This window comes from Terrirubrum flagellatum, from assembly GCF_022059845.1.
In the GTDB taxonomy this organism is placed as follows: domain Bacteria; phylum Pseudomonadota; class Alphaproteobacteria; order Rhizobiales; family Beijerinckiaceae; genus Terrirubrum; species Terrirubrum flagellatum.
Genome location: NZ_CP091851.1, coordinates 5,386,243 through 5,412,024 on the forward strand (window position 1 = coordinate 5,386,243; position 25,782 = coordinate 5,412,024).

Annotated in this window: 32 protein-coding genes and 2 tRNA genes; 8 read left to right on the forward strand and 26 right to left on the reverse strand. The window is 62.1% G+C overall.

The features are described from left to right. Window positions 1-254 precede the first annotated feature (254 nt). On the forward strand, window positions 255-1,289 hold the full coding sequence (locus L8F45_RS26250) for an ARPP-1 family domain-containing protein (RefSeq protein WP_342360773.1): 1,035 nt from the start codon (window positions 255-257) through the stop codon (window positions 1,287-1,289). 44 nt (window positions 1,290-1,333) lie between these two features. Here the strand turns inward: L8F45_RS26250 and L8F45_RS26255 are convergent, their stop codons facing one another. Next, window positions 1,334-2,329: an RluA family pseudouridine synthase gene (locus L8F45_RS26255; RefSeq protein WP_342360774.1), complete on the reverse strand. Its 996-nt coding sequence runs from the start codon at window positions 2,327-2,329 to the stop codon at window positions 1,334-1,336. Window positions 2,330-2,396: 67 nt separating this feature from the next. On the opposite strand from L8F45_RS26255, the gene L8F45_RS26260 reads away from it, so the two are divergent. Continuing rightward, window positions 2,397-2,472: transfer RNA gene (locus L8F45_RS26260), tRNA-Glu, on the forward strand. A gap of 15 nt (window positions 2,473-2,487) precedes the next feature. Here the strand turns inward: L8F45_RS26260 and L8F45_RS26265 are convergent. From L8F45_RS26265 to L8F45_RS26275, 3 genes are all read right to left on the reverse strand, one after another. Beyond that, window positions 2,488-3,579, reverse strand: coding sequence for a tyrosine-type recombinase/integrase (locus L8F45_RS26265; RefSeq protein WP_342360775.1), 1,092 nt, complete (start codon window positions 3,577-3,579; stop codon window positions 2,488-2,490). A 2-nt stretch (window positions 3,580-3,581) separates the two neighbouring features. Next, window positions 3,582-3,782: a hypothetical protein gene (locus L8F45_RS26270; RefSeq protein ID WP_342360776.1), complete on the reverse strand. Its 201-nt coding sequence runs from the start codon at window positions 3,780-3,782 to the stop codon at window positions 3,582-3,584. A 595-nt stretch (window positions 3,783-4,377) separates the two neighbouring features. Next, entirely contained in the window at window positions 4,378-5,013 is a 636-nt protein-coding gene (locus L8F45_RS26275) for a hypothetical protein (RefSeq protein ID WP_342360777.1), read from the reverse strand. Between the two features lie 82 nt (window positions 5,014-5,095). Between L8F45_RS26275 and L8F45_RS26280 the strand changes: the two genes are divergently transcribed. From L8F45_RS26280 to L8F45_RS26290, 3 genes are all read left to right on the forward strand, one after another. Next, complete coding sequence (locus L8F45_RS26280) at window positions 5,096-5,770, forward strand: hypothetical protein (RefSeq protein ID WP_342360778.1); 675 nt, start codon at window positions 5,096-5,098, stop codon at window positions 5,768-5,770. 67 nt (window positions 5,771-5,837) lie between these two features. Next, window positions 5,838-6,716 carry a hypothetical protein gene (locus tag L8F45_RS26285; protein WP_342360779.1) on the forward strand — a complete coding sequence of 293 codons (879 nt, stop codon included), beginning with the start codon at window positions 5,838-5,840 and terminating at the stop codon, window positions 6,714-6,716. A 79-nt stretch (window positions 6,717-6,795) separates the two neighbouring features. Then, window positions 6,796-8,259 carry a hypothetical protein gene (locus tag L8F45_RS26290; protein WP_342360780.1) on the forward strand — a complete coding sequence of 488 codons (1,464 nt, stop codon included), beginning with the start codon at window positions 6,796-6,798 and terminating at the stop codon, window positions 8,257-8,259. A 314-nt stretch (window positions 8,260-8,573) separates the two neighbouring features. On the opposite strand, the gene L8F45_RS26295 is transcribed toward L8F45_RS26290, so the two are convergent. Both L8F45_RS26295 and L8F45_RS26300 read right to left on the reverse strand, forming a co-directional pair. Then, a complete protein-coding gene (locus L8F45_RS26295) occupies window positions 8,574-9,020 on the reverse strand; it encodes a hypothetical protein (protein WP_342360781.1) in 447 nt (148 codons plus the stop codon). Window positions 9,021-9,043: 23 nt separating this feature from the next. Continuing rightward, window positions 9,044-9,568 (reverse strand): hypothetical protein, encoded by a 525-nt coding sequence (locus L8F45_RS26300; RefSeq protein WP_342360782.1) that lies wholly within the window; start codon window positions 9,566-9,568, stop codon window positions 9,044-9,046. A gap of 308 nt (window positions 9,569-9,876) precedes the next feature. Between L8F45_RS26300 and L8F45_RS26305 the strand changes: the two genes are divergently transcribed. After that, window positions 9,877-10,404, forward strand: a complete 528-nt coding sequence (locus L8F45_RS26305) for a hypothetical protein (protein ID WP_342360783.1) — start codon at window positions 9,877-9,879, stop codon at window positions 10,402-10,404. Beyond that, the gene (locus L8F45_RS26310) at window positions 10,386-10,826 is read left to right on the forward strand and encodes a hypothetical protein (protein ID WP_342360784.1); all 441 of its coding nucleotides are present in this window, start codon (window positions 10,386-10,388) and stop codon (window positions 10,824-10,826) included. The genes L8F45_RS26305 and L8F45_RS26310 overlap by 19 nt, the downstream gene beginning before the upstream one ends. 31 nt (window positions 10,827-10,857) lie before the next feature. On the opposite strand, the gene L8F45_RS26315 is transcribed toward L8F45_RS26310, so the two are convergent. Both L8F45_RS26315 and L8F45_RS26320 read right to left on the reverse strand, forming a co-directional pair. Next, window positions 10,858-11,121, reverse strand: coding sequence for a hypothetical protein (locus tag L8F45_RS26315; protein WP_342360785.1), 264 nt, complete (start codon window positions 11,119-11,121; stop codon window positions 10,858-10,860). Between the two features lie 36 nt (window positions 11,122-11,157). Continuing rightward, the gene (locus tag L8F45_RS26320) at window positions 11,158-13,224 is read right to left on the reverse strand and encodes a right-handed parallel beta-helix repeat-containing protein (protein ID WP_342360786.1); all 2,067 of its coding nucleotides are present in this window, start codon (window positions 13,222-13,224) and stop codon (window positions 11,158-11,160) included. A 97-nt stretch (window positions 13,225-13,321) separates the two neighbouring features. On the opposite strand from L8F45_RS26320, the gene L8F45_RS26325 reads away from it, so the two are divergent. Then, window positions 13,322-13,633, forward strand: a complete 312-nt coding sequence (locus L8F45_RS26325; RefSeq protein ID WP_342360787.1) for a hypothetical protein — start codon at window positions 13,322-13,324, stop codon at window positions 13,631-13,633. A 221-nt stretch (window positions 13,634-13,854) separates the two neighbouring features. On the opposite strand, the gene L8F45_RS26330 is transcribed toward L8F45_RS26325, so the two are convergent. The 18 genes from L8F45_RS26330 to L8F45_RS26415 form a co-directional block, all read right to left on the reverse strand. After that, window positions 13,855-14,139, reverse strand: coding sequence for a hypothetical protein (locus L8F45_RS26330; RefSeq protein WP_342360788.1), 285 nt, complete (start codon window positions 14,137-14,139; stop codon window positions 13,855-13,857). Next, entirely contained in the window at window positions 14,136-14,717 is a 582-nt protein-coding gene (locus L8F45_RS26335; RefSeq protein ID WP_342360789.1) for an HK97 family phage prohead protease, read from the reverse strand. The genes L8F45_RS26330 and L8F45_RS26335 overlap by 4 nt, the downstream gene beginning before the upstream one ends. Continuing rightward, window positions 14,714-15,412 (reverse strand): hypothetical protein, encoded by a 699-nt coding sequence (locus L8F45_RS26340; protein ID WP_342360790.1) that lies wholly within the window; start codon window positions 15,410-15,412, stop codon window positions 14,714-14,716. Before L8F45_RS26340 ends, L8F45_RS26335 begins: the two co-directional genes overlap by 4 nt. A 108-nt stretch (window positions 15,413-15,520) precedes the next feature. Then, window positions 15,521-15,817 carry a hypothetical protein gene (locus L8F45_RS26345; RefSeq protein WP_342360791.1) on the reverse strand — a complete coding sequence of 99 codons (297 nt, stop codon included), beginning with the start codon at window positions 15,815-15,817 and terminating at the stop codon, window positions 15,521-15,523. 9 nt (window positions 15,818-15,826) lie between these two features. Next, on the reverse strand, window positions 15,827-16,123 hold the full coding sequence (locus tag L8F45_RS26350; protein ID WP_342360792.1) for a hypothetical protein: 297 nt from the start codon (window positions 16,121-16,123) through the stop codon (window positions 15,827-15,829). A gap of 70 nt (window positions 16,124-16,193) precedes the next feature. Then, complete coding sequence (locus tag L8F45_RS26355; RefSeq protein WP_342360793.1) at window positions 16,194-16,589, reverse strand: hypothetical protein; 396 nt, start codon at window positions 16,587-16,589, stop codon at window positions 16,194-16,196. 589 nt (window positions 16,590-17,178) lie between these two features. Further along, entirely contained in the window at window positions 17,179-18,243 is a 1,065-nt protein-coding gene (locus tag L8F45_RS26360) for a hypothetical protein (protein ID WP_342360794.1), read from the reverse strand. Beyond that, complete coding sequence (locus L8F45_RS26365) at window positions 18,230-18,589, reverse strand: hypothetical protein (protein ID WP_342360795.1); 360 nt, start codon at window positions 18,587-18,589, stop codon at window positions 18,230-18,232. The genes L8F45_RS26360 and L8F45_RS26365 overlap by 14 nt, the downstream gene beginning before the upstream one ends. Further along, window positions 18,586-18,930 carry a hypothetical protein gene (locus L8F45_RS26370; RefSeq protein WP_342360796.1) on the reverse strand — a complete coding sequence of 115 codons (345 nt, stop codon included), beginning with the start codon at window positions 18,928-18,930 and terminating at the stop codon, window positions 18,586-18,588. Before L8F45_RS26370 ends, L8F45_RS26365 begins: the two co-directional genes overlap by 4 nt. Further along, window positions 18,927-19,364: a hypothetical protein gene (locus L8F45_RS26375; RefSeq protein WP_342360797.1), complete on the reverse strand. Its 438-nt coding sequence runs from the start codon at window positions 19,362-19,364 to the stop codon at window positions 18,927-18,929. The genes L8F45_RS26370 and L8F45_RS26375 overlap by 4 nt, the downstream gene beginning before the upstream one ends. After that, on the reverse strand, window positions 19,345-19,605 hold the full coding sequence (locus L8F45_RS26380; RefSeq protein WP_342360798.1) for a hypothetical protein: 261 nt from the start codon (window positions 19,603-19,605) through the stop codon (window positions 19,345-19,347). The genes L8F45_RS26375 and L8F45_RS26380 overlap by 20 nt, the downstream gene beginning before the upstream one ends. A gap of 219 nt (window positions 19,606-19,824) precedes the next feature. Beyond that, window positions 19,825-20,790, reverse strand: coding sequence for a catechol 2,3-dioxygenase (locus L8F45_RS26385; protein WP_342360799.1), 966 nt, complete (start codon window positions 20,788-20,790; stop codon window positions 19,825-19,827). Between the two features lie 94 nt (window positions 20,791-20,884). Further along, window positions 20,885-21,748 carry an NAD(P)-dependent oxidoreductase gene (locus tag L8F45_RS26390; RefSeq protein WP_342360800.1) on the reverse strand — a complete coding sequence of 288 codons (864 nt, stop codon included), beginning with the start codon at window positions 21,746-21,748 and terminating at the stop codon, window positions 20,885-20,887. A gap of 27 nt (window positions 21,749-21,775) precedes the next feature. Beyond that, entirely contained in the window at window positions 21,776-22,468 is a 693-nt protein-coding gene (locus L8F45_RS26395; RefSeq protein WP_342360801.1) for a 4-carboxy-4-hydroxy-2-oxoadipate aldolase/oxaloacetate decarboxylase, read from the reverse strand. Then, the gene (locus tag L8F45_RS26400; RefSeq protein ID WP_342360802.1) at window positions 22,465-23,187 is read right to left on the reverse strand and encodes a PIG-L deacetylase family protein; all 723 of its coding nucleotides are present in this window, start codon (window positions 23,185-23,187) and stop codon (window positions 22,465-22,467) included. Before L8F45_RS26400 ends, L8F45_RS26395 begins: the two co-directional genes overlap by 4 nt. Before the next feature lie 23 nt (window positions 23,188-23,210). Continuing rightward, a complete protein-coding gene (locus tag L8F45_RS26405) occupies window positions 23,211-24,296 on the reverse strand; it encodes a 4-oxalomesaconate tautomerase (RefSeq protein WP_342360803.1) in 1,086 nt (361 codons plus the stop codon). A gap of 157 nt (window positions 24,297-24,453) precedes the next feature. Further along, complete coding sequence (locus L8F45_RS26410; RefSeq protein ID WP_342360804.1) at window positions 24,454-25,629, reverse strand: RtcB family protein; 1,176 nt, start codon at window positions 25,627-25,629, stop codon at window positions 24,454-24,456. Between the two features lie 21 nt (window positions 25,630-25,650). Further along, a tRNA-Pro gene (locus L8F45_RS26415) sits at window positions 25,651-25,729 on the reverse strand. Window positions 25,730-25,782: the final 53 nt, after the last annotated feature.

Here is a 25,782-nt window from a genome sequence, read left to right on the forward strand (position 1 = left end):
GACCCCCGTCAGGTGGCGGGTCCCGTGTAGCCGGCGGCGGAACGCCCGTCGGCGAACACCTCTATATTGTGACGCCAACCTTGTTTGGAAAGTGGCGGACGAACGCAGTCGCGAAAAAAGTTGACGGCGACAGTCTGCTTATCCGGACTCGCCAAAATTAACATGATTCCTCCGGAAATCCGCCCCCAGGCGCCCCAACGTTAGCCCGAGATCGCTCCGACCCTCCCTTCGCCAACGCAACGACAGGAGGGACCATGGATCGCCGCAGCTTCACCCTTTCCAGTTTTTTCAGCGCCCTGTTGTTCCAGACCGACGGCGCATGGGCCGCCCAGCCGGATTTCACGGTGTCGGAGCCGGTCATCAAGGACAATCTGGCGGTCTATTTCCTGCGCGGCGCGTCGGCGCCGGGCTCGGCGCCGCTCACCCTTCAGGAGGCCATGACGCGCGGCCTGGTCGATGTGGTCGAGACCGGCAACGTCAATGAGCTCATGATCGAGAACAAGGGCGATCAGGAGATCTTCATCCAGTCCGGCGAGATCGTGAAGGGCGGCCGGCAGGATCGCGTGCTCACCGTCAGCCTCGTTCTGCCGCCGAAGTCGGGACGCGTGCCGATCGCCTCCTTCTGCGTCGAGCAGGGGCGCTGGTCAGCGCGCGGCAAGGAGGATTCCGCGAAATTCGCGCAATCCGCATCCATGGCGCCGTCGCGCGAGGCGAAGCTCGCGATGAAAGCGGAGATCAGAGGGAACAATCCGCGTGCTCAGCCCGGCGACACCAGCGCGCGGCAGCAGGCGGTGTGGGCGTCGGTCGCGCGCACGCAGGCGAAGCTGTCGGACAATCTCGGCGCGCCGGTCGCGGCGCTGGAATCGCGATCGAGCCTTCAACTCGCGCTTGAAAATGACAAGCTGAAGCAAGCGCAGGCGGCTTACATCGCGTCGTTGCGCGATGCGGGCGAGCAGGGCGCCGACATCGTGGGCTATGTCTTCGCGATCAATGGCCGCATCAATTCCGGCGACGTCTATTCCTCGCACGCGCTGTTCAGGAAATTATGGCCGAAACTACTCGACGCCGCAGCGACCGAAGCGATCGGCGAGAAGGACAAGCCAAAAACTGACGCGCCGGACGTCGCCGCCGTGCAGGCGTTTCTGAAGGCGGCGGAAGCGCCGCCTGCGAAAGCGCAGACGCTGGCGGGCAAGACGGAAATGGATACGCGCGATGGCGACAAGGCGTTGTTCGTCGAAACACGACGCGCGAGCGAAGGCTTTCTGCATCGCGCTTATGTCGCGAAGTAGCGAGAGACGAAAATGATGCTGATGGCGCCTGCCTTCGCGCGCCGTCAGCTTAAGCGCAGCGCTTCGATGAGCGCCGCGAAATCAGCGGGCGGTTCGCGTTCGAACAGGAGATGCTCGCCGGTGACGGGATGCTCGAAGCCGAGCAGTCCCGCATGCAGCGCCTGCCGATTCAAATTCTCAAGCGCGTCGCGCGCGGGCTCGCCAAGCTTCACGATCTTGGTGCGGAAGCCCGGTCCGTAGACCGGATCGCCCAGCAGGGGATGGCCGATATGAGCGAGATGGACGCGGATCTGGTGGGTGCGTCCGGTCTCGAGCGCGCAATGCAGCAGGCTCGCCACTGGTGGCGATTTCGTGTCCACGCCCAAGAAGGTCTCAATCGTCTCGACATGGGTGATGGCGAAGCGGCCGCGCTCGCCGCGCGTCACGGCCATGCGCTCGCGATCGTGGGGATGGCGGTCGAGCGCGGCGTCGATGGTCTGCCGCGCCGGATGGGGCGCGCCCCAGGCGATCGCCTGATAGCGGCGCTCCAGCGCGCCCTCGCGTCCGTGATCGGCGAATTGCGCGGCGAGCCCGCGATGGGCGCGATCATTCTTCGCCGCGACCATCAGGCCCGACGTGTCCTTGTCGAGGCGATGAACGATGCCCGGCCGCATGACGCCGCCGACGCCGGACAACCCGCCGGCGCAATGATGCAGCAGCGCATGGACCAGCGTGCCGCTGTCATGGCCGGCGGAGGGGTGGACCACCATGCCGGCCGGCTTGTTGATCACGATGAGATCGGCGTCCTCATGGACGATGTCGAGCGGGATCGCCTCCGGCGTCGGCTCGGCTGCGACAGGATCGGGGATAGTGACCGCGACGGTCAGGCCTTGCGCGCCGATCCTGAGAGCGGGGTCGCGCAGGGGAACGCCGTCGCTCGTGACCGCGCCGTCGCGGATCAGCGCCTGCGCGCGGGTGCGCGACAGGCCGTCGATGGCTGCGGCGAGCGTGGCGTCGAGGCGGGCGGGGCCTTCGAGGGTGAGGGTCAGGATATCTGGCATGTTGTTTGGTCGGCCGCGCTTGCGGGGCCGGGTCGAGGTCGGTATAGGGGCGCTCCTGAGCGCGCAAGCTCCCTTCGTCTAGCGGTCTAGGACGTCGCCCTCTCACGGCGAAAACAGGGGTTCGAGTCCCCTAGGGAGCGCCATGGCCTGTCCTAAGCTCATGACTTTCCTTTCTTATTGGCGATTTCCCCAAATTTATCAGGGGCGGTTTGGGTAGTCCTGTTCGCTTTTTGCCCTTGAAGTTTTTCAATGGCGCTAACGGACAGACGCCTTTGATCGGCTTCGCGCGTGTAGCGCTCCGCTTCCGCGAGCGTCTTTAGTCCCAGCACAGACATGATCTCGTGCGCGCTGCAGCCTACATCTGCGAGGCGCCGCCCCGCGGCCTTGCGCAGGCCGTGCGGCTTGGCGTCGAGCGGCAAACCTGCATCGGTGATCGCGTCGCGCATCCATTGTGAGAAGCCGTTTACGGTGCGGCCGGCGCCATAGACGGTCGGCAAGATCACAGCGTGCTTGCGCGGCGTCGCGGCGAGCACGGCGCGCAGGTCTTCATGCAGCGCAATGCGCAGCTTGTGGCCGGTCTTCTGCTGCGCCACCGCGATCGTCGAGCCGGCGATATCCGCCCATGTCATGCGATGAACGTCGGAGCGGCGTTGGCCCGTAAACAGATGCAGGGCGAAGGCAAGGCGCTGTTGAGTCCCGATCGGCCACCTCTGCTCGAACGCTGCAATTTCGGCGTCGGTCCAGGCGCGGATTTCCTTCGTCTTCGGTCGCTTGATCGTCTGTGAGGGATCAGCCTTCAGCCAACCCTTGCCGATGCAATGACGGATGATGATCCGCAGCATCTTCAACAGTGCGAGCCGCTGCCCTGGGCGGTCGTGATAGGGGGCGAGAATTTTCTGCTCGATGCGCTCTTGGTTGAGACCTGAAAGCGTCCTATGGCCATGGTTGTCGCGCAAGATATTGATGCGCGTGGCGTAGCCGGCCTTCGACGTCTTGCGAAGGTCCGTGTAGGCGGGACTGCGCATGTACGACGCAATCGCGAAGGCGATGGTTCCTTCGGTCAGGCCAGGGCGAGCCTGCTTCTTCGCGGCGGCCACACCGCTCAGTGCTGCCGCGTATGCTTCGTCGAATTCTGGCGAGCCGGGTTTGCCGGGCAGGGGTATCCGCGCGCCTTTGCCTCGTCGAAACGAGAGATAGACGTGTCCTTTGACTCGGTTCTTCTCGACATACTTCGGAAGATCGCGCGGCATGATCAGTCGTCCCAGGTCGTGTCGACAGGCTCGTCCCGCGGCTCTTGAGAGTCGACTGAAATCGGCGATGGCGCCTTGTCAGTCTCGACCGCGATGCCATCTGGCCTGGCCACGATCCTGACGATCGTCAGGCCGCAGGCGACTGCTGCGCGGATCGCGCGAGCCACGTCCGCCTGCGTGGCGATCGCTGCTCGATTGGCCATAGACAGGCTCAGCTCGCGCGACGATTCTTCGTTTCCGGAAGCGCTTCATTGGGTGGAACGACGCGCTCCATGCGCTCGCGAACGGCGCGGATAATTTCGGCGTTTTGCGAGGCGCGCGTGTATCGTGACTGGGCCTCCAGCCACGTTTTCACGTCGGCCGGGAGGCGAATCGTCATCAAGGAATCAGTCGTCATCGATCGGCTCCAAAGGCGAGAGACCTTTTTCCGACGCGGTAGAAAGCGCAGCGAGGAGAACCTCGCGACATCCGATGAAGACCTCTTCATCAACCCCATTCGCGCCAAACGGTCAATATGGGGGCGGTTGAGCATTGGTATCCAATTGAATCTATGAGTGTTGCGACCGTCCGCGCCAAACTGGTCGCACGAAATCGAATCAATAAATCTCGTCATCCCCAGCTCTCGATCTCGAAATCGTCGTCGGCCTCGCGCGGCTCCGGCTCCAAGTCGGCGTCCGGCGCGTCCAGATCGTCCAGGAGCGCGATGAGGCGCTCGATGGCGTCCTCGGACGCGCCTGCGCTGAGAAGCGTCCAGGCGGCGCGCTGTGGGCCGCCGGGACGCGTTCTGGAGGGCGGCGCTCATGCCGCGTCCTCGATCGGCAGGAACGATCGCAGGATCTCGTCGACGCGCTCCTCCGACAGAGCGTCGATCTCGTGGAACGCCAAGAGCGCGCGCATCTTGATTGCGGCCTGCTCCATGGTCGCGCAACGATAGGAGCAGATCGCGTCGAAGGCCGCGTTGCGAGCGTCCTTGGCCTCGCCCGCGGCCCGCTGAACGGCGCTGAGCCCAAAGGCGTCAATGTCGGCCTCGATCTTGTCGAACGCCCGGTCGATCGCGTCGAAGTCGCGGTCCTGATTGAGGCGGATCGCCTCCTTCGCATAGGCGACCAGCGAGTCGTCGGGCATGTGATGCCTGCCGACGTGAAAAAGGTGCGCGCGGTAGATTTTCGCGAGCTCTTTCTTGATCGCGTCGCGGCCGAGGTTCGCTTCGAAGAACTTCCCGATAGATGTGGGGATGTGCTGGCGCTTGCCGATGTGCGCCTGATAGGCGTCCTCGGTCTCCCAAAGCTTCAATGCGAGGCGATCATCCTCGGCGTCGGCGGCCTCATACGCTGCAACGAGCGCCTTGATCTCGGCGCAGGGATCATCGCCCTCCGCCGCGATCGCGACGCCGGGCGCGGCCGCCGCAGCCAGAGCCGCGATGCCCGACAACATCCGCCTGCGGCCAAGGTCCGGCGGGTTTGGGTGAGGGACGTGCGCGCGCAATGGCGCGCCCCGTGATAGAGCGTCCGCAGCCATGAAGGGTCTCCAGGAACTTTCGTGGTCAGGGCCGGAGCGAGGCTGCAACCTTGCCTCGGCCCGAATTAATCGTTACACGAAAATCATGGCATCGCAAGATTTTTCTGTAACGAAAAAATCTCGTGGCCGTCCTCCGGGGCGGTCGCGGCCGGAAACTGTCGCAGCCCGCGTGCCGGTCGAAACGATGAAAGCGGTCGACGAGTACATCCTGCGGCAGACTGAGCCCAAGCCCTCCCGGCCGGAGGCCATCGGGAAGTTGGTCGATCTCGGTCTCGAGGCGACCACCGCAGCAGCAGCCTTCCAAGCTGCATCCAAAGCGCCGCCGGCGGCGATGACGGAGGAGACGCGCACCCCCCTCGCCGGAAAGAAAGCAAGCGCGTCGAAGGTCTGCCCCGAATGCGGGCACAGGTTTCAAGGCTCTGGATGGGACGGGATCGACGCGCACTGGAAATCGAAACACGAACATCTGATCCCTTATGCGGAGGCATGGCCTCAACTCCAGGCCGGAACCTACAGCGCTCAAAGCAAAGCGACTGCCGCCGCCGCGCGCGCGAAGGAGCTCGCGATCGGCGCGGTGAAGGAGCACCTCGCCAAGGTGGACGCTCCGCACGATGAGAAGATCGCGCGCGCCAGGAAGTTGATCGCGCCGAGCAAGGCCGCGAGACCGAGATGATTCCGGCGGCGATCAGGTTTGATATTGGTCGCGAGCCGGGCTGTGATTGCACGTGCTGGGAGGCCACATGGGTCTGCAACTGAATCTCGAAAAGGACTTCGCCGACATCCTGCGCAATCGCCTGCTCGCAAAGGGCTATCCTGCCCGTACCGAGACCGACGAAGAGACGATCACGCGTTACCTCAATGTCTTGAATCGACAAATTGAGGTCCTCCCTCGCGCAACTAAAATATCCACGAAGCTTGTCTGCCCTCCAGAACATCAGGCCGGGTTTGACGCGCTCCTGCGGACGAGCGAGTCAGGCGGAGATTTGCGCCCGTATCAGAGCACTGGGCTGGAGAAGGATCAGTACGACGATGGAATGCTGAATGCCTGGAATCTTCAACACTTCCATCTAGGCACGGGTCGGCATCCGACGTTCGCGGGATATGTCTCGCGGACCGGCCCGCTGGTCTACGCCGTCGTGACGAACGACACGTTGTACTGCCTTGGCATCTTCGATCATGGCGGATGGTCGAAGCAGGAATTGCTCGAGATCATTGCAAGTGAATTTCCGGAGCTGAACCAAACGATCACGGCGACTGGTAGTAGCATGGAGATCATCGGTCTGCGGCACACCTACACCGATGAGCAAGTCCAGAAGCTCCGCGACGCCGGAATAAATGCGCTAACCATGACACCCGGAGGTGCAATCAATTTTCCGGCCGGCGGCGGAGTGAACTTGAGCAAGAAAAAGGGCCAAAAAAGCTTCAAGGTCGCGTTGGCCGTTATCGACGTGCGCGAGCTGCTCACGGAACTATCGGTCGAGATCAATGCAAAAGCTGAGCAAGCCGGAGTGCCGGATGGCACCGTCGGAACTCTGATCGAAGAGAATGGAAAGCTGCTGATCGTCGACACATCGAGAAAGCTCAGTTGCGAAATCCCGCCGATCGTGAAGCCAATCTAAGTAACCCGATCGTTCTGATCATCGCCGGCGCGGTCTAGGCGATGTTAAGTTAGTTCATCATCGGTAAAGGGAAAAATCCATGCCGATAGACGAGGATCACATCCGCGCGCTTTTGAGCCACCCCGCTGAAAGCTTGCAAGTGGAAATAAAGAATTGGCTCGACCTATCGATCGAGCACGGGAAGGAAAAGCTGATAAGAGCAATATTTGCTATCCGAAATCGGAACGGCGGATTTGTCCTTATCGGGTTCGACGACAAAACTTTGAAGGCGGACCCATATAACTTCGCCGAACCTGTGTCTGCGATGTACCACGTCGACAAGATTCAGGGCTTAGTTTCGCGTTACGCGAACGAGCCATTTGAGGTTCAAGTCGCGCTCCGGACAAGTGCGGCCCAAGAGCATCCTGTGGTTGTCGTTCCGACAGGGGTGGACGCGCCAGTTGTTGTTAAAAGTGAACTGAGGGGAAAGGATGGAAAACAGTATCTCCGTGAAGGGGACCTTTATTTTCGATCTCTTAAATCAAACGGCACTCCCAGCAGCGGCATAATCAAACCCAGCGATTTCCGCGATTTAATCAATATATGCTTCGAGAATCGAGAAGCTGATATTGGTGGCTTTTTTCGCCGCCAGTTGGGCGGCGTTGATCTGGCTCGTCTACGCACGATTTTAGGTGGCATCAATTTGGCTAGCACTCCGCCCAACGCGGATGAGGCAGTGACGACGTCGTTTCTGCCTGGCGTCACGATCAATCGACCGAAAGAACTTTTCTGTGATCCAAAGCCACTACTCGAAGAGGGGGAGAGGCGCTTTAAAGATGCATTGGGCAGGCGTGATACAGAAAATACGTTCCAGAAAGTCGAGAAGTCTCTGGCAATCCTGACGACGTTGGCGCTCGAGCCTCGCAAAGAAAATGCGATAGTATCGAAGGAGTTCTTGAACAGAATCGGGTCAAGCAACCCGAACTACACTGGTTGGCCTGCTTGGCTCGATAGCAGATTCTTCTCCGAAGAAGCACACAGGGCCTATGTTATTGAGAATGGTTGGGAAGAGTTTATCTCGTCTTTGGATGGCGGCTGGTCGCAACACTTCGAATTTTTAAGGTTCGACCCTACGGGATTGTTTATTTTGCGCAGGGTTTTGCAAGATGATCTTTCTGAAAAAGCCGTACCGGGCAAGTCGCTCGATCCATCTTTGATGATATATCGAGTGGTTGAAATCTTAGCTGTCGGACTCATTATCGCCAAAGCCTCGGGCTGGCGTGAAGAAGACACCGCAACCTTTGCATTCCGGTGGTACAATCTAGGGGGGCGAAGCCTCAGCAGTTGGGCCAACCCCAGGTTATTTTGGGGCGGCTCGGGAAAAAGCCACACGCCGCAAGCCGAATCGTGCGTGCGTGTTCCGTTGTCGACAGCGCAGGAGGCAGTCGCGCCCTTCGTGGCACAAGCTGTGGCGCCACTGTTCGCATGCTTCGACGGCTACGAAATGCCGCTGGCATCTATTGAGACGCTGACGAAAAAGCTGATTCAACGTGCGCTTGATTGAAGATTGTTTGAATTGAACCGAAATAAGTCTCTCGAATTCTCGCTGGAACGTTTGCTACTCGGACGGCGGTCGTTTGCTGGTCTTTCGACATCCCAGCATCTTTCGCGGCCTGCCTCTGAGAAATAGTGGGGACACCCCCATCATTTTCTTTTGGGCGGCCCCCCCCCCGTCATACTGCTTGAGCAATTCACCGCAGCGCCGCACTGCGCGCGCCTGGATGCGATCGGCTTGTTTCCGGAGCGTGTCGTCATCAGCCTGCTTCGCGTAGCTCGCGAGCGCTTCCGCCTTGTTTGCCCATTGCTGGCATTCGTCGATCACACGGCCTGCGCCATCCGCTCCTTCACGAACTCATTGTAGGAGAGCGTCGTCCCGCCCGACATGCGCAGGCGCTTGTATTCGCGGTTCAGCGGATTTCTGCCGCTCGCGTTTCGGGCCCAGTCGTTCTCCCCGGTCTGCGCCTCGGCCGCGGCGATGACGACGCGGTGAAGGCGGGCGCCGGCCGTAATGGCGAGGCGCTCGAAGGCCCCCAGGAATGCGTCAGGATTGTCCAGGATCGCGATTTCGCGCTTGAGGCGCTCGGCGACCGTCTCGGCCTTATCGCGTCCGTAGGCCCACGCCAGGACCAGCACCGGGCCTTCTGACCAGGGATCCGTCGCGACGCCTATCTCAATCTCGTCATCGGCACGGGCGAGGAACACGGCGATGCAGTTCGACGCCGTGAGAAACGACAGCACGGCGGGTGACGGAGCGGGGATCGGCATTAGAAAGCTCGGGATAGTTCGACTTAGTCGAAGATGGAAAGCATACGATCAGAAAGATCACGCCGAAAAATTTGCCTTTGGGCGAGCTTTTTCGGCTCGATGATGACCCATCCAACTGAACCGGTTTCCGAGCTTATGATAGTCGGCGGATAATAGTCCCCAGGCTTGTAAGGTTCGGGCTGATCATCTTCCCTTGCCGGCATCCGAGTGAATTGCAACCCCGGCTTCAGCTTGCTGTCGTTCGCAATTTCGAGCTTTGCAATTGGCACTCGTACCGCCTCGAAGTCATAGCACAACGCCAGAAGCTTCGAGTTGGACTTCGCATGTTTGGAGTCGCGGACTATCCTCATCGCTTCATAGGTGCTCAGCAGCCAATAGCGTGTGAGCAGAAATTGAAGATCGTCTGCTACGCCGCCGCTCGTATCGCCACGAGAGCGGCGCTCCACAAATTCGCGCTCGAGCGACCTAAGCAGAAGATCGACCCGGTAATCGGATTGATGTCGGATCAAGCCGATGGCGTCATGTTCGGCGAAAAGGCGCGCAAGCACGGATATCCATTTCGCTTGCAAATTGGTGTGCTCTCTCACCGCTAGGGCGAAAGCTGCAGCTATTGGGAGACTGACGGATGGAAGTGTCGACGCCGGCGGTCCTGGGCCAGCGCCAGTGCGATCCAGAGGATCAGTCATCGCAGCACCAAAATCACGATCAGCGCAGCATAGGCGGCCGCAAAGGCGGCGACGGAGACGAGCGGTGCGGGGATGTGGATCATGCCCGCGAAAGATGGGCGGTCGGCTGGCGGCGTGCAAGGCTCGACAGGAGCAAGGCACTCCGTCCCGCTGTGTGCGGGAGCTGAGGCATGGGCTATCTCAAAATTATCGCCGGTGACTTCAAACCGGGGCGCGCGGCACTTGTAGGGATGGGCATTCAGGTCCGCGGCCATGGTGAGCGCATCGACGAGATGATCCCATACGGCGCGATTGATCGTGTGCTCGAGCTGGAGCGCAGTCGGCGGGTCACAGTCGGCGATCGCGCCGCGCTGGGCGCCGCCGGCGGAGTCTTCGGAGGTGTTGCGGCCGGCGCATTGGCCGGCGGCCTGACCGGTCCCGCGGGCATGGTCATCGGCGCGGTTGCAGGCGCGATCCTGGCAACCGGCCAAAAGGTCGTAACGCGTCGCATCGCTCTGATCGACGGTCGCTGGTTCGCCGCATCAGCCACGACAGATATTTGGAAGGCGCTCGACGACGCTCGCCGCTGGAAGCACGCTCAGCCACTGGAATCGGCGAAGCTCATCGACGCGGAACCGACGCCGCAAGTGGAGCCGGCGGTCTCCCGCCTTCGTTCAATGCTTGGCCGGCGACTCGGTCGGTGCTCGTCAAAATCCTGATGTTGAGGATATCGGCTATACGGACGGCCGCAATTCTCGTGCTCGCGCTCGTCGCCGGCGGCGCTTCGGCTCAGACAGGTCCTTTGATCCTCGATTGCATGGTGCGGCACGTTCCAGGAACGCCCGCTTTTCACGATTGCGTTGTCGCGCTTGATCAGATTCGCCGCTCGCCAGCTCCGAGGCATCCAATCGTTGAAAAGATTGATCCGCCGGACCCGATGAAGCCTCTCTACACGTTGAGAACGGAGCCTGTGCTAAAGCGCCGCAAAGCCGCGACCTCGGCCGATGCGGTGTCCGTAAAGCTGATCCAAGATCAGATTGATGCCGTCGATCGTGCGCTGATCGATGAGCTCTTGTTGTCACCCGGAGAAGATCCGGAGAGGCTATTGCCAGAGATGCGCAATCGCGCGGCGCCGAAATAAACCCATGCCGGCTGCATCCTCGCTCTCTCGATTAAGGTCCGTCCGGCGTAGATTTCTTTCCGAGCATCCAGCCCGCAAAAGTTTCAAAGCTTTTTGCCGCGGCTTCTCCGACCCCAACTCCTGGCCCGTCCTCGGTGGCCTGTCGCAAGTCATTGGCGGTCTCGACCATCACTCCCGCAGCTTCTTCGCGAGAGATCAGGCCCTTTCGGACAAGAAGCCGGCACAAGTTATACGTGAATAAAGAGCTTCCGGCGTTCATGACGAAATGCGGATCGGTCCATCGGTTCTCTGACATGGAAATGTTCCTCGTTGCTGGCGGTCATCGACCAAATCAGCCGTAGCTTCGGCTAACCGAGGGTGGAGAGCTGTAGGTAACGACCAGTTGCTGATGTGGCGCAAGGCGCGCCATCAGATTAGTCGAGCCAGCAACCGTTCGGCCGTCAACTTTGATGTCTGAAACAGTGCCGCCGCCGACGAAGATGTTTTCCCAATCTGCGCCGGCAGTGTAGGCCCATGGCGATCCACTCGGCGTCAGTCCATCCGCGCTCTTGGGATCGCGACCTGGGTTTTTGGTCGCGATTGAAGAGCCGCCGATCATTGTGATCGCAGCGGTTCCAACCTCGAGCCCTGAGACGTAGTTGTGATTCGCAGTGTCGTATTCCTTAACGGCGTCGCCGCTGTTGCTGCGGGCGTCTCCGCCTATGACCTGGTTGTTGGCGGATGACCCGCGAAATGCGATGCCATCGCCGCCGTTCGACTTGGAATTGACGCCGATGATCTGGCCGCCTGACGAATTGAGAAAATCAACGCCATGGCCGAGCTGGCCGCCGACGTTGCCGCCGATGACTTTCGTCTCGTTGGAATTGTCGGCCTGAATCCCAGGCATTGAAGCAGTCCGATTCGGTGTCGCGATCTTCGGATCAACGATCGTGACGCGCGCGCTGTCCTTGATGCGGATTTGGACCTTCGCCGCGGAGATCGATTCAGGACCGGTCAGCGTCACGTCCGTCGCGCTGACGATATCAATCCCGTGTTCGCCCGCGTTGTTCGAGACGCCGATTACGTCGCTCAGCTTGACCGAGTTGATGCCCTGCCCGCCGGTGAGGTCTTCGATCTTGACAGCCGATGACCCCGCGTTCCCGCCAAGAGAGTTTCCGGTCACGTTGATGTTGGATCCAGTGATGCGGCGAATAGCGCCAGTGGTTGAAGCCGCGGCGCGGTGAAGCCGGAAGCCCTGAGCCCATAGGCTTTCCCCGATGATATTGCTGATGTTGATTTCAGCAGTCTCGCTATCCCAATTTGGCTGTCCGAAATTCTCGATGGAGAGAATTACGAGATCGTCGCCGGAGATGCCGAAGACGCCGTCAATGACGCCTCGATAGGCTGGCGCCAGAAAATGCAGCCCGTCTTCGGCGTAAAAGCTGAGGCCGGCGCCGGCCGCCGCCCTGCGGAAGTACCCGCAACGGACGCCCTTCACCTCGAAATTCTTCGGAGACAGCAGCGCGCGGTGGCAGAAGCCAATCAAGGCGCCGTAGATGTCGCCGAGCACGAGGCCGCCACCCATTTCGAAACCGTCCGTTCCGTGGACGGTGATGAAAGGCCCGCCCGTGAAACAGAAATCGATTGGCGCTCCTGAAGGCGACGCAGTCGCATTGGCCGGAGTTCCCGATCCCAGCTGAAGCGTGACGCTGTTAGCCGCGATGGTTGCGATCGATGCGCCGGTCGGAATGTTTGCGTGATGCACGGGCATATTGACCGAGAGGGCCGACGTGCTCGCCAGTCCGGACACCACATTCGAGCCTGATGTCAAGTTGCCATTAAGCGTGACCGGCGGCGCGGCCTGGATCAGGCCTTCGCCCTTGATGCCTACGTTCGCTCCTCCAATCTTCGTCAACCAGCCAGAGTTGAAACCACCGAAGACGGACTCATGGAGAACGGTGTGGCCGCCTTCGATCTCGATGAAGACGTTGTCCTTCCAGTCCAGCGCCGCGAAGGTTCCAGCAGGCTTCTTGTATCGGGTCGTATATCCACCCGGGAAGACCAAGACGCCGCCTCCGGCCGCGTTGATCGCATTGATGGCGGCCTGAGTAGCGGCGAAGTCGTCCGTGACGCCGTCCATCGGCGCATTGAAGTCCGCCAGCGAGCGGCGCTCACGCATCTTCTTGAGCACCGTCGGCGCAAGCTTAGTGAATGTGATCGCGCCATCCGCAACCGTCGCATAAGGGAATGTCTGCCACGCCGAGCCGTCATAATAGCGGGGCGTGTGCGTCGTCGTGTTGAAGTAGATAGCCCCTTCCTGCAGCGGGTTTCCGTTCGGATCGGTCGCCGGGTCAGAGGCAAAGCGGCCGAGATAGAAGGCCTGGAAATCATCGAAGATCGCTTCAACGGCCGCCTGCACCGATGCCGTCGCTTGATCTGAAAGAAGCCGGAAGATCGAACCCTGCCGGACGCCGGCATAGAGACCGCCTGCGACGAGCCCTCCGACCACTGGATTGTTGCCGGCCGACGTCTTTACGCTGAGCGGCGTCCCGCCGTTGATCACAACCGTGACGGTCGCGCTCGTGTTTGAGACGAGCACCGGAAGAAACAGAATCTGGCTGCCGTCGCTTGCGCTGACGGGCAAGGCCGACGTGACGACGATCGCGTTCGCTGTGCCGGCGCCGCCATTGATCAGCGGGATGACCGAGAACGGAAGATCGCTGATCCGAACCCAGCTGCCCGTGCCGCTGGCGCCGACCTTCATATACACGCCGTTGTTGCCGAGCGTCGTGTCGGCGACGACCCACGCCATCTTGTTCGCGGAGTAGTTCAGGTTCGCGTCGAGCAGCGTCTTCGTCTGGAAAACCGCCGCGTCGCCGCCCGCAATGATGGCCTCAATGACGGTTTCAGTCTCGATGCTCCACTGCCGCAGCTCCGGCTTGTCGGGATTGTTCAGGAGCGAGGCAGGATTGCCGTCGATCTGATAATCGCGAAGGATGTACGCGAGCTTGTTGGTCCAAATAGTCACGCAAAACTCCTTCGACGGCGTTTAGTGCTTCGTCTCCGCAGGGATGAACTTCGCGACGGCGCCGAGAAGCTTGTTCTCGAGCGTCTTCACGGCCGCGTCGATGTAGACGTCGAGTGCGACTTGCGTGGCGCCGGCGACGGCGAGCTCATGGCATGAGCGGCGAAGGTCGCTCATAAGGACCTTCACGACAGCCTCGAACTCGTCGCTCGGAACACGGCCATGAGCTCGATCAATCGAGGGAATGAAAACGCTGGCAAGCGTCTCTCCGTCGCGGGCGCCGATCTGTTCAGCTTCTGCGGCGTTCATGGCGCACCTGCGAGCTTCAGGACCTCAACAGCGCGCAGCCGCTTCTCGCGCTTGGCGTCGACCTGATGTGGCGCTGAAGCGAGCGCGAGCACGTCGACCGCTCGCCGCCTGGCCCTTGCATCATTCAACGATCGTCCAACGACGAGGGCTTCGGGATTCGCGGGGATTGACACGACGGATAGTTCGACCAGCTCCCACTTGTTGAATGTCAGGCCGCCGCCTTTTCTCGGCGCCGCGTCGATCGGACGGAACCCGACCGAAACGCTCTGCAGAACTCCGGATTTCGTGAGACCGCAGTATTCGTCGGCCTTCTCGCTGATCCCCGCTGGGGCGAAGGTGATCAGCGCTTCGACGCGCCCATCCTTGACTTCGCATGATGCTGTGCCGATCGGCTTCGTCGGGTCATGGTTGGCAAGCACGATGGGATTGCGCCGAAAGTTCGCGAGATCGGCGCCTTCAGCTTTCATGATGTCGCCAACACGATCAGGCGTCGCCGTGCTTGCGATCACCTTGATCTGACGATCGCCGAGTCCTTGGGCCGCGACGACCGCGGATGGCAGAAATTTGCGCTCGATCATGCCAGCACCTCGACAAATTTGACGGCGCTGTTTTCGGCGGCGCGGCGGGCGATGAACTCGGGGAGATCGATTTCATCGCCGACCGCGAGCTGCTCGCCGTCGGGTGCCTCGTAGCCTGATTTGAGACAGGTCACCCGAATGAATCCGGCTGGCGGCTTTTCCGGCAGCGGCGGCCGCTGACGCTTTTTCGGCTTCTCCGGCGGAGCGGCGGGCGCAGGTTTCTCCGCCATCCTCGGCTTTGGCGGAGCCGGCGGCGGCGAGGGCTTCACAACGACATGGTCGCCATCCCGAGCGCGATCGAGAGCGTTCTCAAAAAGTTGGAGCGCGTCGGTAGTCAGTATGAGAGGCAGCTGCGGGAATCGCGCGGCCGCTTCACGGTCGAAGCTGGCGGAATGAGCTTCTGCTGCTACGGCGATCATGGCGTCGCGTTTCTCGATCGCGGCCTTGAACGCCGCGGCGAAGTCGAGTGCAGCGGCGTCGTGCTGCTCGCGCAGAGAAACCCACAAGCGACGGCGCGCGTCGGTCTGTGCTTCATGCAGCCTGGCGAGGAGGCGAGGTTCGAGCTCGTCCAGGCGCTCAAGTGTCAGCCGATGACGATCCGCTTCAGCATCGATCTTCGCAATTTCGTCGTCGGAATCATCGACGAGGAGCAGCTCGCGCCGGCGCGCATTTGCGGCCGTCACCGCCGCCGACACGGCTTGGCGCTCCTGGGCGAGTTTCGCCAAAGCCGCTTCGGTTTCGCGCGCGGCGGCGGTCGGGTCCTTCGGTGGGCGGCGGCCGAGAAGTGATGAAATCAGGCCCATTCAGCGGCTCGCGTCTTTCAGGATGCACAACGTCGCCGTCGCGCTCGAAACGCGGCGGCAGAAGTAGGGGACGCTCCAGCCAGCGTAGAGATGCATCGTGAGTGGCGACGCGTCGTCATTTCCGATGGGAAGAAAGGTCACATCGCCCTCTGCGAGCGCCATGATCTGGCGCGGGATTTCGGAGAAATCGGCGTTGGCGGGAGTCAGAATGGCGCCGCTGTAGGCGTAGGCGCCGCCGGTGCTGAAACCAGCGTCTCGCAGGATCAGCGCTTTGCGCGCGTTAGGGTCGACAGACATAGCGGGCCCTCAGAGATCGAGATCTTCGACGGTCGCAAGCGTCCCTGAGGCGGCGGTGATGCGACGCACGAAAAACGGCATCGTCCGACCGGCGTCGAGATAGATCGTGAGCGGCGAGGCATCGTCTTGGTCGACGGGGAGGAAGGTGACGTTGCCGGCGGTCAGCGCAACGATATTTCTCGGGATGACCGAAAAATCGTTGTTCGAGGGCACGATCAGCGCGCCTTTCCCGCCGATGTAGCCGGGCCCCCTGACATTTCCGTACTTCGTCAGAAAAGCTTTTCGAGTTGCAGGGTCTAAAGGCACGGCCGACTCCGTTCTGCGCGGAGAGTGCGGCCATCGGGTTTGCAGTTTCCAGACCGACTGCAAACTATTTTTAGGGACGCTCGAAGATGTCCAGGATCGCACGCCAGGAGAGCGCGCGACCACGGTTGAGTCGACATAGCCGATGCAGGGCTTGGCGCTTCGTGCTGCCGGACGGCGCCGAGTCGATTTCCTGAAGCCACGCGGTTGAAGCGTATCGCTCCCACTCGCTCGCCAGCGCTTTCGCGGCGCCCGACGGCGTCATGGCGGCGAACAATCCACGCGCCTCCCTGATCGCCTTGTCGCGCTCGCCGCGCTCAGCAGCGGACATCGGCCATTCAAGGCGCGGAGCTGGACGCAGCGCGATCTCAAGGGCGAGCTCGCGCAGCCGCTCGCCATCTTCCGCAGGCAATTTCTCCGAGGTGACACGGAGCCAGTGGGAAGTTTCGAGACGCGGTTTTTCGGTCAAAGTGTGCATCCTGTCGAAAATTTCGACCGCGAAAAAAATTTGTGCGGATGAGCACCGGGCGGTTGAGGCCCCTCGCGCCCATTAGGAAAAACCCCCTACCCCCCGGTGAGGTCGATCGGGCGGCGATCGTCCAACTCCTGGTCGGGCGCGATCCCGAGCCGCTCGAGAACTTCGCGCGCCGCGGCCTCCTGCCTCGACTTCGCCGACGGTCGCCGTGTCGTGACCTTCGATGCATGGGCGGGCTGCGCGTCAGCCGGTTCCACCTGATCCGGCGCAGCCGACCTCGAAAAGTCGCGGCGTTCTTCGACAAACGGCGCCGGCGGCCTGATAGGTCGCGAGGCGATCAATCGTTCTCGACGGCGTTGGCGACGCTTGGCCGCCTGAGCAGCCAAGAATGGATTTTCCTCAAGGAAGCATTCGAACTCCCCGACGACAGTCGGTCTATTGGGATCAGGCACGAAAGGTTCGTTTGCGAACGCGATAAGGCGCAGCACGCCGAAGTGGACAGAGAACCATCTGCGGCCGTCGTCGCTGACGCGCTCTTGCAGAATACCGAGGGGAACACGCTGTCGCGGAGGTCGATCGCCCGTCATACGACCGCCTCCGCGCACAACTGGCGCGTATCGGAAGATACTCCCGCTGTGAGATTCTTGCGGCGACGCGATCTTCCAGACTTGAGCTCAATATCGAGGCGCGCGGTCGCCTCAGCTCCCGCGCTCGATCGAGGAGCGGGACCGTGAGCTTCGATTTGCGAGATTGTACGCCGGCGCCGCTGCTCAGCCCTGATAGGCTTGCGCTCTTCACCGCTCCGAGACGATCGTTGCGGCGGAGGGGCCACGTCCCCGACCGCCGTCGCGCGATGCTGGCACAGGTGAGTCGCGTCGATATTCTGTCCCTTCGGGACTCCGTCGCGACCTACCTGTGCCAAATTTTCCGACGTGCTCGCCGCGCGTCGACGATACCAGGTCCGGCGGCTGATCCCTTCGATGATCCACGGTTTCAACTGTTCTGCGGAGTGTTCCTCATAGACTTTGCGCGGCCGCCTGTTGGGGTGCTCCTGTAGCCGCTTTTCCTGGAGGCGCTCACGATCCGCTGCTCGCTTCACCTGCCTCGCGTCGGCCAGCCGGTCGGCTTTAGGCCGGTCGACCGCTCCGAACGATCGGAGCTGGAGAGCCTCGCGCTCGGCCGCAGTCACGCTGAAGAGCTTGGCGAGCGCATCGCCGGCGACGAGGCCGCAAGACTGCCGGCGCTCGTTTTCCATCGCAATGTTGGCGCAGATGCGTTCAACGAACTCCAGATCGCATTCATGGCCGACGTCGATCGTGTCACGTTGGACCGCCTCGGCCAGGTCTTCGTCGCCGCGGAACCGCCAGCGATGGACCATCGAATTGTGCTCGCCGGTCACCACGCGAACGACATTGCCGGACGATGCTGATGCGCGGGTCTGAGCAAACGCCCAGACCCAAAGCTCCTCGTTCCAGAACTGGCCGGTCGCGTCGAAGTACGCAGCGAGGCGCTTTAACTCCGCGATTCTGCTCTGCGCAATCTGCCGCCGTCGAGCCGCACCGCGGAAATCGACACGATGAATCGGAGCGGCTGAAATTGATGTCGAGACAGCGAGTATGGGAGTAGGAGAACGATCATGTTTCGTCATGACCGGACCCACACGCATAAATTTTTGTTGCGCTAAGGGCGGTGACTGGTGTATCGATCAGCTCGCCCAAGTCCCTTTGAAGAATGCCCGCGCCGCTCCCGGTTTCGCCGACCGGGGCGGCGCTTTCATTTCCGCCGCCGGGGTCTGGCGGTTTGGGGAGCTCGAAAAATTCCACTTTCTCTTCAAAGGTGGGTGAACGCCCCAAAATTGAGGGCAAGTCTATGATTTTTGCGTATTTCCAGCGTTCCCTAGGGAGCGCCAGCGACGCCGTGGACTCCAACTTCTCCAGCGCATCGTCGGCCAATGACGCGCCCGCCTGTCGCGCGCTCTTGATCGCTCTCGTCATCCAGCTTCTTTCCGCACTTCCCGATAGGCGGCGATCTCGTTCGTCGCGCGTCCGAGTTCATCCCGGCGAAAGCTTGCGACGACCGTGAATGCGTCGCCTCCGAAGAGTTTCTGAAACTCCCAAGCATCGGCATCGCGCGAGAAGCAGAAAATGATCGTGCCGCGATTCTTGCCGCGCGATCTGATCTTGCCGCCCGCCTCGTTCACAACGCCCATCATCGCAATCAGGAGCGCGCTCCATTCAGCCAAAGTTTGATTTCGCCGCGCGGGGACCTCTACCTGATAGGGCCAGCCGGCTGCGATCGCCGCTTCGCTCAGCGCGTTCCTGTCGCGCGCCGTCATTTGGTTGTTCCCACGCGCCGTCGCCAGGCGATGAAATCGCCGCCGCGACGATAGCCCGGCGACATGGCCGCGCGCGCGTCCGCGGCGAGCGCATCGATATCATGGAGGAGGGCGGCGATCGTTGCGCGCGCGTCGCCATTGAATTCCGCCAGAGCTTCATCGATCGCCGTCTCTTCGTCGAGGCGCGAAGATGAAGGCTGCGCGGCTGAGCAAACCCGCCATGACCGTGTCGTTTCAGCGCCGTGGCCGCATTCGAGCCGGAGCGCGGCGACGACGTCGCTGATCACGGCGTCATAGCCATAGAAGCGCATCAATTCGCGCACGCCATGATCATCGCTGCGCAAGCATGTTGCGCAGGCGACGCGCAGAACCGGCGTCGCATGCGCGATGTCGCACAGTCGCTCGGCCGGCGGTTCAGGCGCCTGCGCTGACATAGGCGGCCAGATCGTCAGGGATGGCGCCCTCGCGGGCGAGGATCACCGCATCCTCATATTCGCCCAGCGCGGGATCGCCGGTGCGGCTGAACGCGATCGCCCCGCCAGCCGAGAGCGCGACGGCTTTCGCTCGAAAAATCGCGCCCGAGGGCGTTCGCGCCTCGATCGGATCGCCGGGAGTGAGCTGCCCATCGCTATCCGACTCGAAAGGGATCACGACGAAATAGGTGGCGCTGGCCATGGTCATTCTCCGGCCGAAAGCGACGCCGCGCCCGGCGCTTCGGATGCGCCTGACCCGCCGCTCGCTGCTTGATGATGTTCTTCTTATGTTCTCGTTATAGGACGAGAGTCAAGCGCGCGATGGCGCCGTCAACAGGCGCGGGCTTCGCGTTTGCGCTGACTTCGCGGGTCCGGAAAATCGACTTGCAAGGGAATCCGCGCCGGGCGGCGCGAGCCGTTCCTACTCCTCGCCGGGGAGCAGCGGCGTGCCCCGCGTGTGGAAGGATTCGACCGTCTTCAGACCCCAGGCCTGCCCTTTCTTGCGCTCGCTTTCGGTCCAGATAATCGGCTTCCAGTCCGGCGCGAGCATCAGCCTTGCGCCTGCATTGGCGAGTTCGACGCGATTGCCGCCGGGCTCCCAGACATAAATGAAGAAGGTCTGCTGCACCGCGTGCTTGTGCGGGCCGGTCTCGATGAACACGCCATTTTCGAGGAAGACGTCGGCGGCGCGCAGAATCTCTTCACGGCTGTCGACGGCGTAGGTGACGTGATGGAACCGCGCGGGAATGCCGGTGTGATCACGCGTGAAGGCGATATCGTAGCTCTTGTTCGTCGTCGTGAGCCAGGCGCCTGCTTCGGTTCCGTTGTCGAGAACGATCAGCTCGGTCGCGCGCATCGCAAGGTCGGTCTCGAGAAAGCGCCGCGTCTCTGCGACATCGACCACGAGAAGATTGAGATGATCGAGACGCCGCGCGTTGCAGCCGCGCGCGGGAAAGCGCATCGCCTGATTTTTCAGTGATGGCTTGAGTTCGGGCGGCGCCTCATACCAGCGCGTGTCGTAATAGAGTTCGAAGATATGGCCGTCCGGACCATGGGCTCGATAGGCCGCGCCATGGCCGAGATCGCCATCCACCCAGCCGACGCCGCGCCCTGACTTTTCAAGCGCCGCGACCCTGCGCGCCAGCGCCTGCGGGCTCCAGGCGCGGAACGCGACATGACCCATGCCGGCCGCTTTCGACGCGGTCAGCTTCAGCGTGTGGAATTCATAATCGTCCCAACCGCGGAGATAGACGCTGTCGCCTTCTCTTCCGCTTTCGGTCAGGCCGAGAACGTCGACGAAGAAGCGCAGGCTTTCCTCCGGCTTCGGCGTCAGCAGTTCGACATGAGCGAGGTGAGCGAGATCGTGACGAACTTCGGTCGGGTCCATTTTGGGCGTCGAGCTCTGTGCTTGCGGCGAATTAGCCGATGGCTTCGTTCAAAATAGCGGTTGGCTTTCGCCGCGCGTGGAGAAGATGCGGAATTCAGGAGGCGGGCTGCGCTTCCGGCTTCGTCTGCGGTTGCGCGCCAGCGGCTTTCGCTTCGGCGGCGTGGCGCGCGTGGCGATCGGCGATGGCGGTCAACAGCGCGCCGTTGAATCCGTTCTCCTCCATCATCATCGCGGCCTCCCGCATCTCGGCGGCGCGGCGCACGCCATGCCGCGTCACGCGCGACGGCATTGTTGCAACGAGCTGCGCCCAGTCCATTCCGGGATAGGAGGCCGAGAGGCTCGCGAGCACGGCGGGAAGAACGCCTGTCGCCGCGCCTGCGAGCGACAGATCGACCATCAGGGCCTCCATGCCCTTGATGACGATGCTGCGGCACAGCTTCGTGGCGGACGCGACGCCGATCTCGCGGCTCGCAACCTTGATTTTCATGCCAAGCGGATTGAGCCGCGCCGCGATCTCTTCGGCGCGTTCGCCGCCGGCGAGAACGGGTGTCGCGATTCCTGTTCCCGCAACCGGCGCCATCACGGCGAATTCGACGAAGTTCGCTCCGCGCGAGGTCGCGGCCTCGGCGATCGTCGTCTTCGTAGCCGGCGACACCGAGTTGAGATCGATATAGATCTGATCAGGGGCGAGATATTCAGTGGCGGCGCGCGCGGCTGATATGGCCGACTCCGCTGTGACGGCCGATATCACGATGTCCGCGCCGCGAATGGCGTCCTGCAATGTCGCGCCAGCGCGGACGCCCGACGCTCGGGCGATATTAGCGAGCGATTCCCGCTTGCGCGCGTCCTCGAACAGGATGTCGTAGACGGCTATCGTCAAATCGGGCTTCGCTGCGAGCTCGCGTGCGAAGAGCTGGCCGACTTCGCCATATCCGATGAACGCGATCGCGAGACTCATGAGCCGGTGTTCCTCACGCCACGCGCCTCACTCCTCGCCTTCATAGTCGACATAGACGAGGCCGGCCTTGGCGAGCGGCTCGCGCATCTTGTAGAGATCGAGCCCGAGCACACCGGAAGCGAGTTGGGCGCGTTTGTCCGCCTCGTTGGCGACGCGCGCTTCTCCCGCAGACGCGATCGCGGCGGCTTCCTTGCGCGGCGCGACGAACACGCCGTCATCATCGGCGACGACCACATCGCCGGGCTTCACCAGCGCGCCCGCGCAGACGACCGGAATGTTCACCGCTCCCGGCGTCGCCTTCACCGTGCCCTTCGCCGAAATGGCGCGCGACCATACGGGAAAGCGCATCTCGCTGAGGCTCTTCACGTCGCGCACGCCGGCGTCGATCACGAGGCCGACGACTCCGCGCGCCATCAGCGATGTCGCCAGCAGATCACCGAACATGCCGTCGCTGTTGTCGGCGGTGACGCCGACCACGAGAATGTCGCCGGGCTTGCACTGTTCGACGGCGACATGGAGCATCCAGTTGTCGCCCGGTTGCGCCAGCACGGTGACGGCGTTGCCGGCGACCTGCGCGCCGGCCCAGGCCGGGCGCATATAGGTCTTCATCAGGCCGGACCGGCCTGCGGCCTCATGCGCGGTTGCGACGCCGAGTTCGGCGAGGCGTTTGACGATTGTTGCGTCAGAGCGCGGCGGATTGCGGACGACGACCGGCTTCATGCGAGCTCCTCGACGATTTGCGGGAAGATGCGCTGATAGGCTTCGCCATAGATCATCGCCTTGCCCGAATTGCGGCCGCCCTGCATGCCGCGGTTGAGCGCGACGCGCGTGTAATATTCCCAGAGGTGCTTCTGCGCGGCCAAAATCTCGAACGTCTTGCGCTTCGTCTCCCAGACCTCATCGATGTTGATGATGACGTTCGGCTTGTAGTCGCACTGCTCGGGCTGATGCGGCTCGAACAGGAAGACAGGCGCCGCCGCATAGGCGCGGGACGGATCGGGCTTGTGACCGGCGGCCTGCGCGATGATCCGCGCCTCCTGCGCGAAACGCGTCGCCTCGGGATGGTCGACATTGTAGGGATCGGCGAGTGAATGCGTCAGCACGAAGGAGGGCTGAAGTTCGCGATAAATGTCGATAAGGCGATCGAGCATGTCAGGCGTCGTGCGCAGGGGATAGTCGCCGGCGTCGAAGAATTCGATCTCGGCGCCAAGCGAGGCGGCAGCGCGCTCCGCCTCATCACGACGCTGCGCCTTCACCTCTGCAAGCGAAACGCCCTCCTTCTTCCACGCCCACTGGCTTTCGCCGCGCTCGCCGAAAGCGAGACAGACGATCTTCATGCGATAGCCCTTGCGCGCATGCAGCGCGATCGCGCCGCCCGCCCGCCAGACGAAATCGCCGGGATGCGCCGCAACGACGAGACCGCTTTTTGCTGACGTCATGCTGTCCTCTGATTGATTAGGTTTCAGGCCGCGGCGCGGCTGCTCTGGCTGAGCGCAAGATCCTCGCGCGCGAAGGCGGTTCCCTCGAACAGGAGCCGCGCCGTTCGCAACAGCCCGGCGCGTTCAATCACCGGATTCTCCGTGTCGCCGCCAACGGTGATCAGCACGCTGAATTCGCCAGTGGGATGTTCGATCGAGAGCTGCTTTTCGCGTCCTTCGGGGATGCGCGCGACCTTGGCGGCGGGAGAGCCCGGCAGCACGCAGGCGGTCGCGACTGTGACCGCGGCGAAGACGCCGATCGAGGCGTGGCATTCGTGCGGGATGAAGCTGCGCGTGCAGATATGTCCGCCGGCTGACGATGGCGCCACGAGCGCCATCTTCGGCACGACTTTCTTCGACACGTCGCCAAGCCCCATGAGACGACCTGCTTCGAGCCTGATCTCTTCGAGCCGCGCCTTCAGCTCCACATCCTTGTCGAGACTATCGCGCGGTTCGTAGCCGGTGCGCCCCACCGACGACGCGGCGAGGATCACGACTGGCATGCCGTTATCAATCAAGGTTGCATCGACGCCGGCGACGCGATCGACGGCGCGCCCGGTCGGCAGCAGAGAGCCGCAGACCGAGCCTTCCGCATCCATGAAGGTGATTGAGATCGGCGCCGCGCCGCCCGGCACGCCGTCGATGCGCGCCTCGCCGCCATAACGCACCTGTCCATCGGGCGTCTCGATATCGAGTTCGGCGATCGTGCCGGTGTTGATCGTCTTCACGCGCACGCGCGTCACCGGACCGCTTGCAGTGACAAGGCCGCGCTCGATCGCGAAGGGACCGACGCCGGCGAGAATGTTGCCGCAATTCGGCGTGTAGTCGATGCGCGCCTCGTTCAGCAGCACCTGGCCGAACAGGAAATCGACGCCGCCTCCCGGCTCCTGCGATGGCGAGACGATCGCGATCTTGCTGGTCAGCGGATGGGCGCCGCCAAGGCCATCGATCTGGCGACTGTCGGGTGAGCCCATGATCGAGAGAATGAGCGCATCACGCGCCGCCGGATCGGTCGGCAGATCGCGAGCGAGAAAGTAAGCGCCCTTGGACGTTCCGCCCCGGAGCACCATGCAGGGTATGCGCGGCTGAATGGCGGGTCTCCCGATCCTGACGCGAGCAAAGCGTTTTGGCTTCCGCCTGACGATGCAGCAAATGCTTTGTTTGGCAAGTTTGATGCAGGAAATTCAGGAATCGGCGGCCGGCCCGGAGGCCGACCGCTCTAACCCTTCAATCCTTCCAAGGGTCAACTTCGTTTGCGCCGGCCATGACGACGCCAAACGGCCTCAACTGGTGAACGATCTCGATCGTTCCGCTGTGCGCCGCGAGCACGCCAGGCAACCGCCGATAGGCTTGCGGAGCCTCGTCGACGTCGCCGCCGATGAGACGCACGCCTCGCTCGCTGATCCATGCGCGCCATTCGTCATGACGCACGCGTCCTGGCTGCCGGATTTTCTTTCCCGCCTCGTTCTTCACGAACCGACCTTTGGCGTCGGCGCGCGACATCACGCGGCCTGCCCCATGGATCGTCGAATAGAGCGCAGTCCGCGACTCCTCGTTGTCGACGCCGCGGAGGATCACCGCATTGTCGCCCATGGAGCCGCCGACGAACCCGTACTGCCCCGGGAACGCTGGAGTCGCGCCCTTGCGGACGACCCACATATCGACGCCGCCATGGTTCTCCCGCCAGCAATAGTTGTGATGGTTGTGAACCGAGAAAGTGACCGAGCCTCCAATGATGCTCCGCACCTTCTCGACCACCCACTCACGACCGGCATAAGCGTAGAGACCGCCGAGTTCGATTCCGGCGAGATAACCTCGACCGAGATCGCTTTCGGCTTCGACCAGCGCGGGCGGAACTTCCATTCCATCCCTGGCGCCGGCCATGGCGAGATACTTCGACGTGGTCTTGTGACCGAGCCCGCGTGAACCGAAGTGGACTCCGATCCAGGTAAAGCCTTCTTCGTCCTCGAAGAGATCGACATAGTGGTTTCCACCGCCAACCGTGCCGAGCGACGATCGCGCAAGTGGCTTCCGTTCTTCGACGTCGGCCGCCTTCCACAGATCGCTTTCAAAGAGCGCGTGATCGACACGCTCTGCATTTTTTCGACCCATGCCGAAGCTCACGGACTTCGAAATGTCTTGCAAGATCGTATCGACGCGACCTGCAATATCTTCAGCGCGCGTGTCGAGACGAACAGCCATGTTGCCGCACGCGATGTCGAAGCCGACGCCGCTGATCGAGATGTGATTGGTATATCCGACGACCCCGCCAATCGGGTGCGCGTAACCGAGATGTCCGTCAGCGCACAGAACGCCGCCGGCTGCGCTGCCCGCCGCCATGCAGCGATCCATCTGCGCCAGCGTCTTCTCGTCGTGCTCGCCGTAGATCTTGAAATCCGTCATCGAACTTACTCCAATACAAATTGGTCAGCGCGGCAGGATTCGAACCTGCGATCTCCTGATTCCAAGTCAGGCAGGGACGACCAGACTCCCCCACGCGCTGTCAGGTGAAAAGCTGTGACCGCGCCATTCGCGAATAACGCGCAAAAGATTGCG

Coding starts and splice junctions, on each gene's coding strand:
- L8F45_RS26250 (WP_342360773.1), top strand. CDS start 255: ATGGATCGCCGCAGCTTCACCCTTTCCAGTTTTTTCAGCGCCCTGTTG.
- L8F45_RS26255 (WP_342360774.1), bottom strand. CDS start 2,329: ATGCCAGATATCCTGACCCTCACCCTCGAAGGCCCCGCCCGCCTCGAC.
- L8F45_RS26265 (WP_342360775.1), bottom strand. CDS start 3,579: ATGCCGCGCGATCTTCCGAAGTATGTCGAGAAGAACCGAGTCAAAGGA.
- L8F45_RS26270 (WP_342360776.1), bottom strand. CDS start 3,782: ATGGCCAATCGAGCAGCGATCGCCACGCAGGCGGACGTGGCTCGCGCG.
- L8F45_RS26275 (WP_342360777.1), bottom strand. CDS start 5,013: ATGTTGTCGGGCATCGCGGCTCTGGCTGCGGCGGCCGCGCCCGGCGTC.
- L8F45_RS26280 (WP_342360778.1), top strand. CDS start 5,096: ATGAAGGGTCTCCAGGAACTTTCGTGGTCAGGGCCGGAGCGAGGCTGC.
- L8F45_RS26285 (WP_342360779.1), top strand. CDS start 5,838: ATGGGTCTGCAACTGAATCTCGAAAAGGACTTCGCCGACATCCTGCGC.
- L8F45_RS26290 (WP_342360780.1), top strand. CDS start 6,796: ATGCCGATAGACGAGGATCACATCCGCGCGCTTTTGAGCCACCCCGCT.
- L8F45_RS26295 (WP_342360781.1), bottom strand. CDS start 9,020: ATGCCGATCCCCGCTCCGTCACCCGCCGTGCTGTCGTTTCTCACGGCG.
- L8F45_RS26305 (WP_342360783.1), top strand. CDS start 9,877: ATGGGCTATCTCAAAATTATCGCCGGTGACTTCAAACCGGGGCGCGCG.
- L8F45_RS26315 (WP_342360785.1), bottom strand. CDS start 11,121: ATGTCAGAGAACCGATGGACCGATCCGCATTTCGTCATGAACGCCGGA.
- L8F45_RS26330 (WP_342360788.1), bottom strand. CDS start 14,139: ATGAACGCCGCAGAAGCTGAACAGATCGGCGCCCGCGACGGAGAGACG.
- L8F45_RS26335 (WP_342360789.1), bottom strand. CDS start 14,717: ATGATCGAGCGCAAATTTCTGCCATCCGCGGTCGTCGCGGCCCAAGGA.
- L8F45_RS26345 (WP_342360791.1), bottom strand. CDS start 15,817: ATGTCTGTCGACCCTAACGCGCGCAAAGCGCTGATCCTGCGAGACGCT.
- L8F45_RS26360 (WP_342360794.1), bottom strand. CDS start 18,243: ATGACGAAACATGATCGTTCTCCTACTCCCATACTCGCTGTCTCGACA.
- L8F45_RS26365 (WP_342360795.1), bottom strand. CDS start 18,589: ATGACGAGAGCGATCAAGAGCGCGCGACAGGCGGGCGCGTCATTGGCC.
- L8F45_RS26370 (WP_342360796.1), bottom strand. CDS start 18,930: ATGACGGCGCGCGACAGGAACGCGCTGAGCGAAGCGGCGATCGCAGCC.
- L8F45_RS26375 (WP_342360797.1), bottom strand. CDS start 19,364: ATGTCAGCGCAGGCGCCTGAACCGCCGGCCGAGCGACTGTGCGACATC.
- L8F45_RS26380 (WP_342360798.1), bottom strand. CDS start 19,605: ATGGCCAGCGCCACCTATTTCGTCGTGATCCCTTTCGAGTCGGATAGC.
- L8F45_RS26385 (WP_342360799.1), bottom strand. CDS start 20,790: ATGGACCCGACCGAAGTTCGTCACGATCTCGCTCACCTCGCTCATGTC.
- L8F45_RS26390 (WP_342360800.1), bottom strand. CDS start 21,748: ATGAGTCTCGCGATCGCGTTCATCGGATATGGCGAAGTCGGCCAGCTC.
- L8F45_RS26395 (WP_342360801.1), bottom strand. CDS start 22,468: ATGAAGCCGGTCGTCGTCCGCAATCCGCCGCGCTCTGACGCAACAATC.
- L8F45_RS26400 (WP_342360802.1), bottom strand. CDS start 23,187: ATGACGTCAGCAAAAAGCGGTCTCGTCGTTGCGGCGCATCCCGGCGAT.
- L8F45_RS26405 (WP_342360803.1), bottom strand. CDS start 24,296: ATGGTGCTCCGGGGCGGAACGTCCAAGGGCGCTTACTTTCTCGCTCGC.
- L8F45_RS26410 (WP_342360804.1), bottom strand. CDS start 25,629: ATGACGGATTTCAAGATCTACGGCGAGCACGACGAGAAGACGCTGGCG.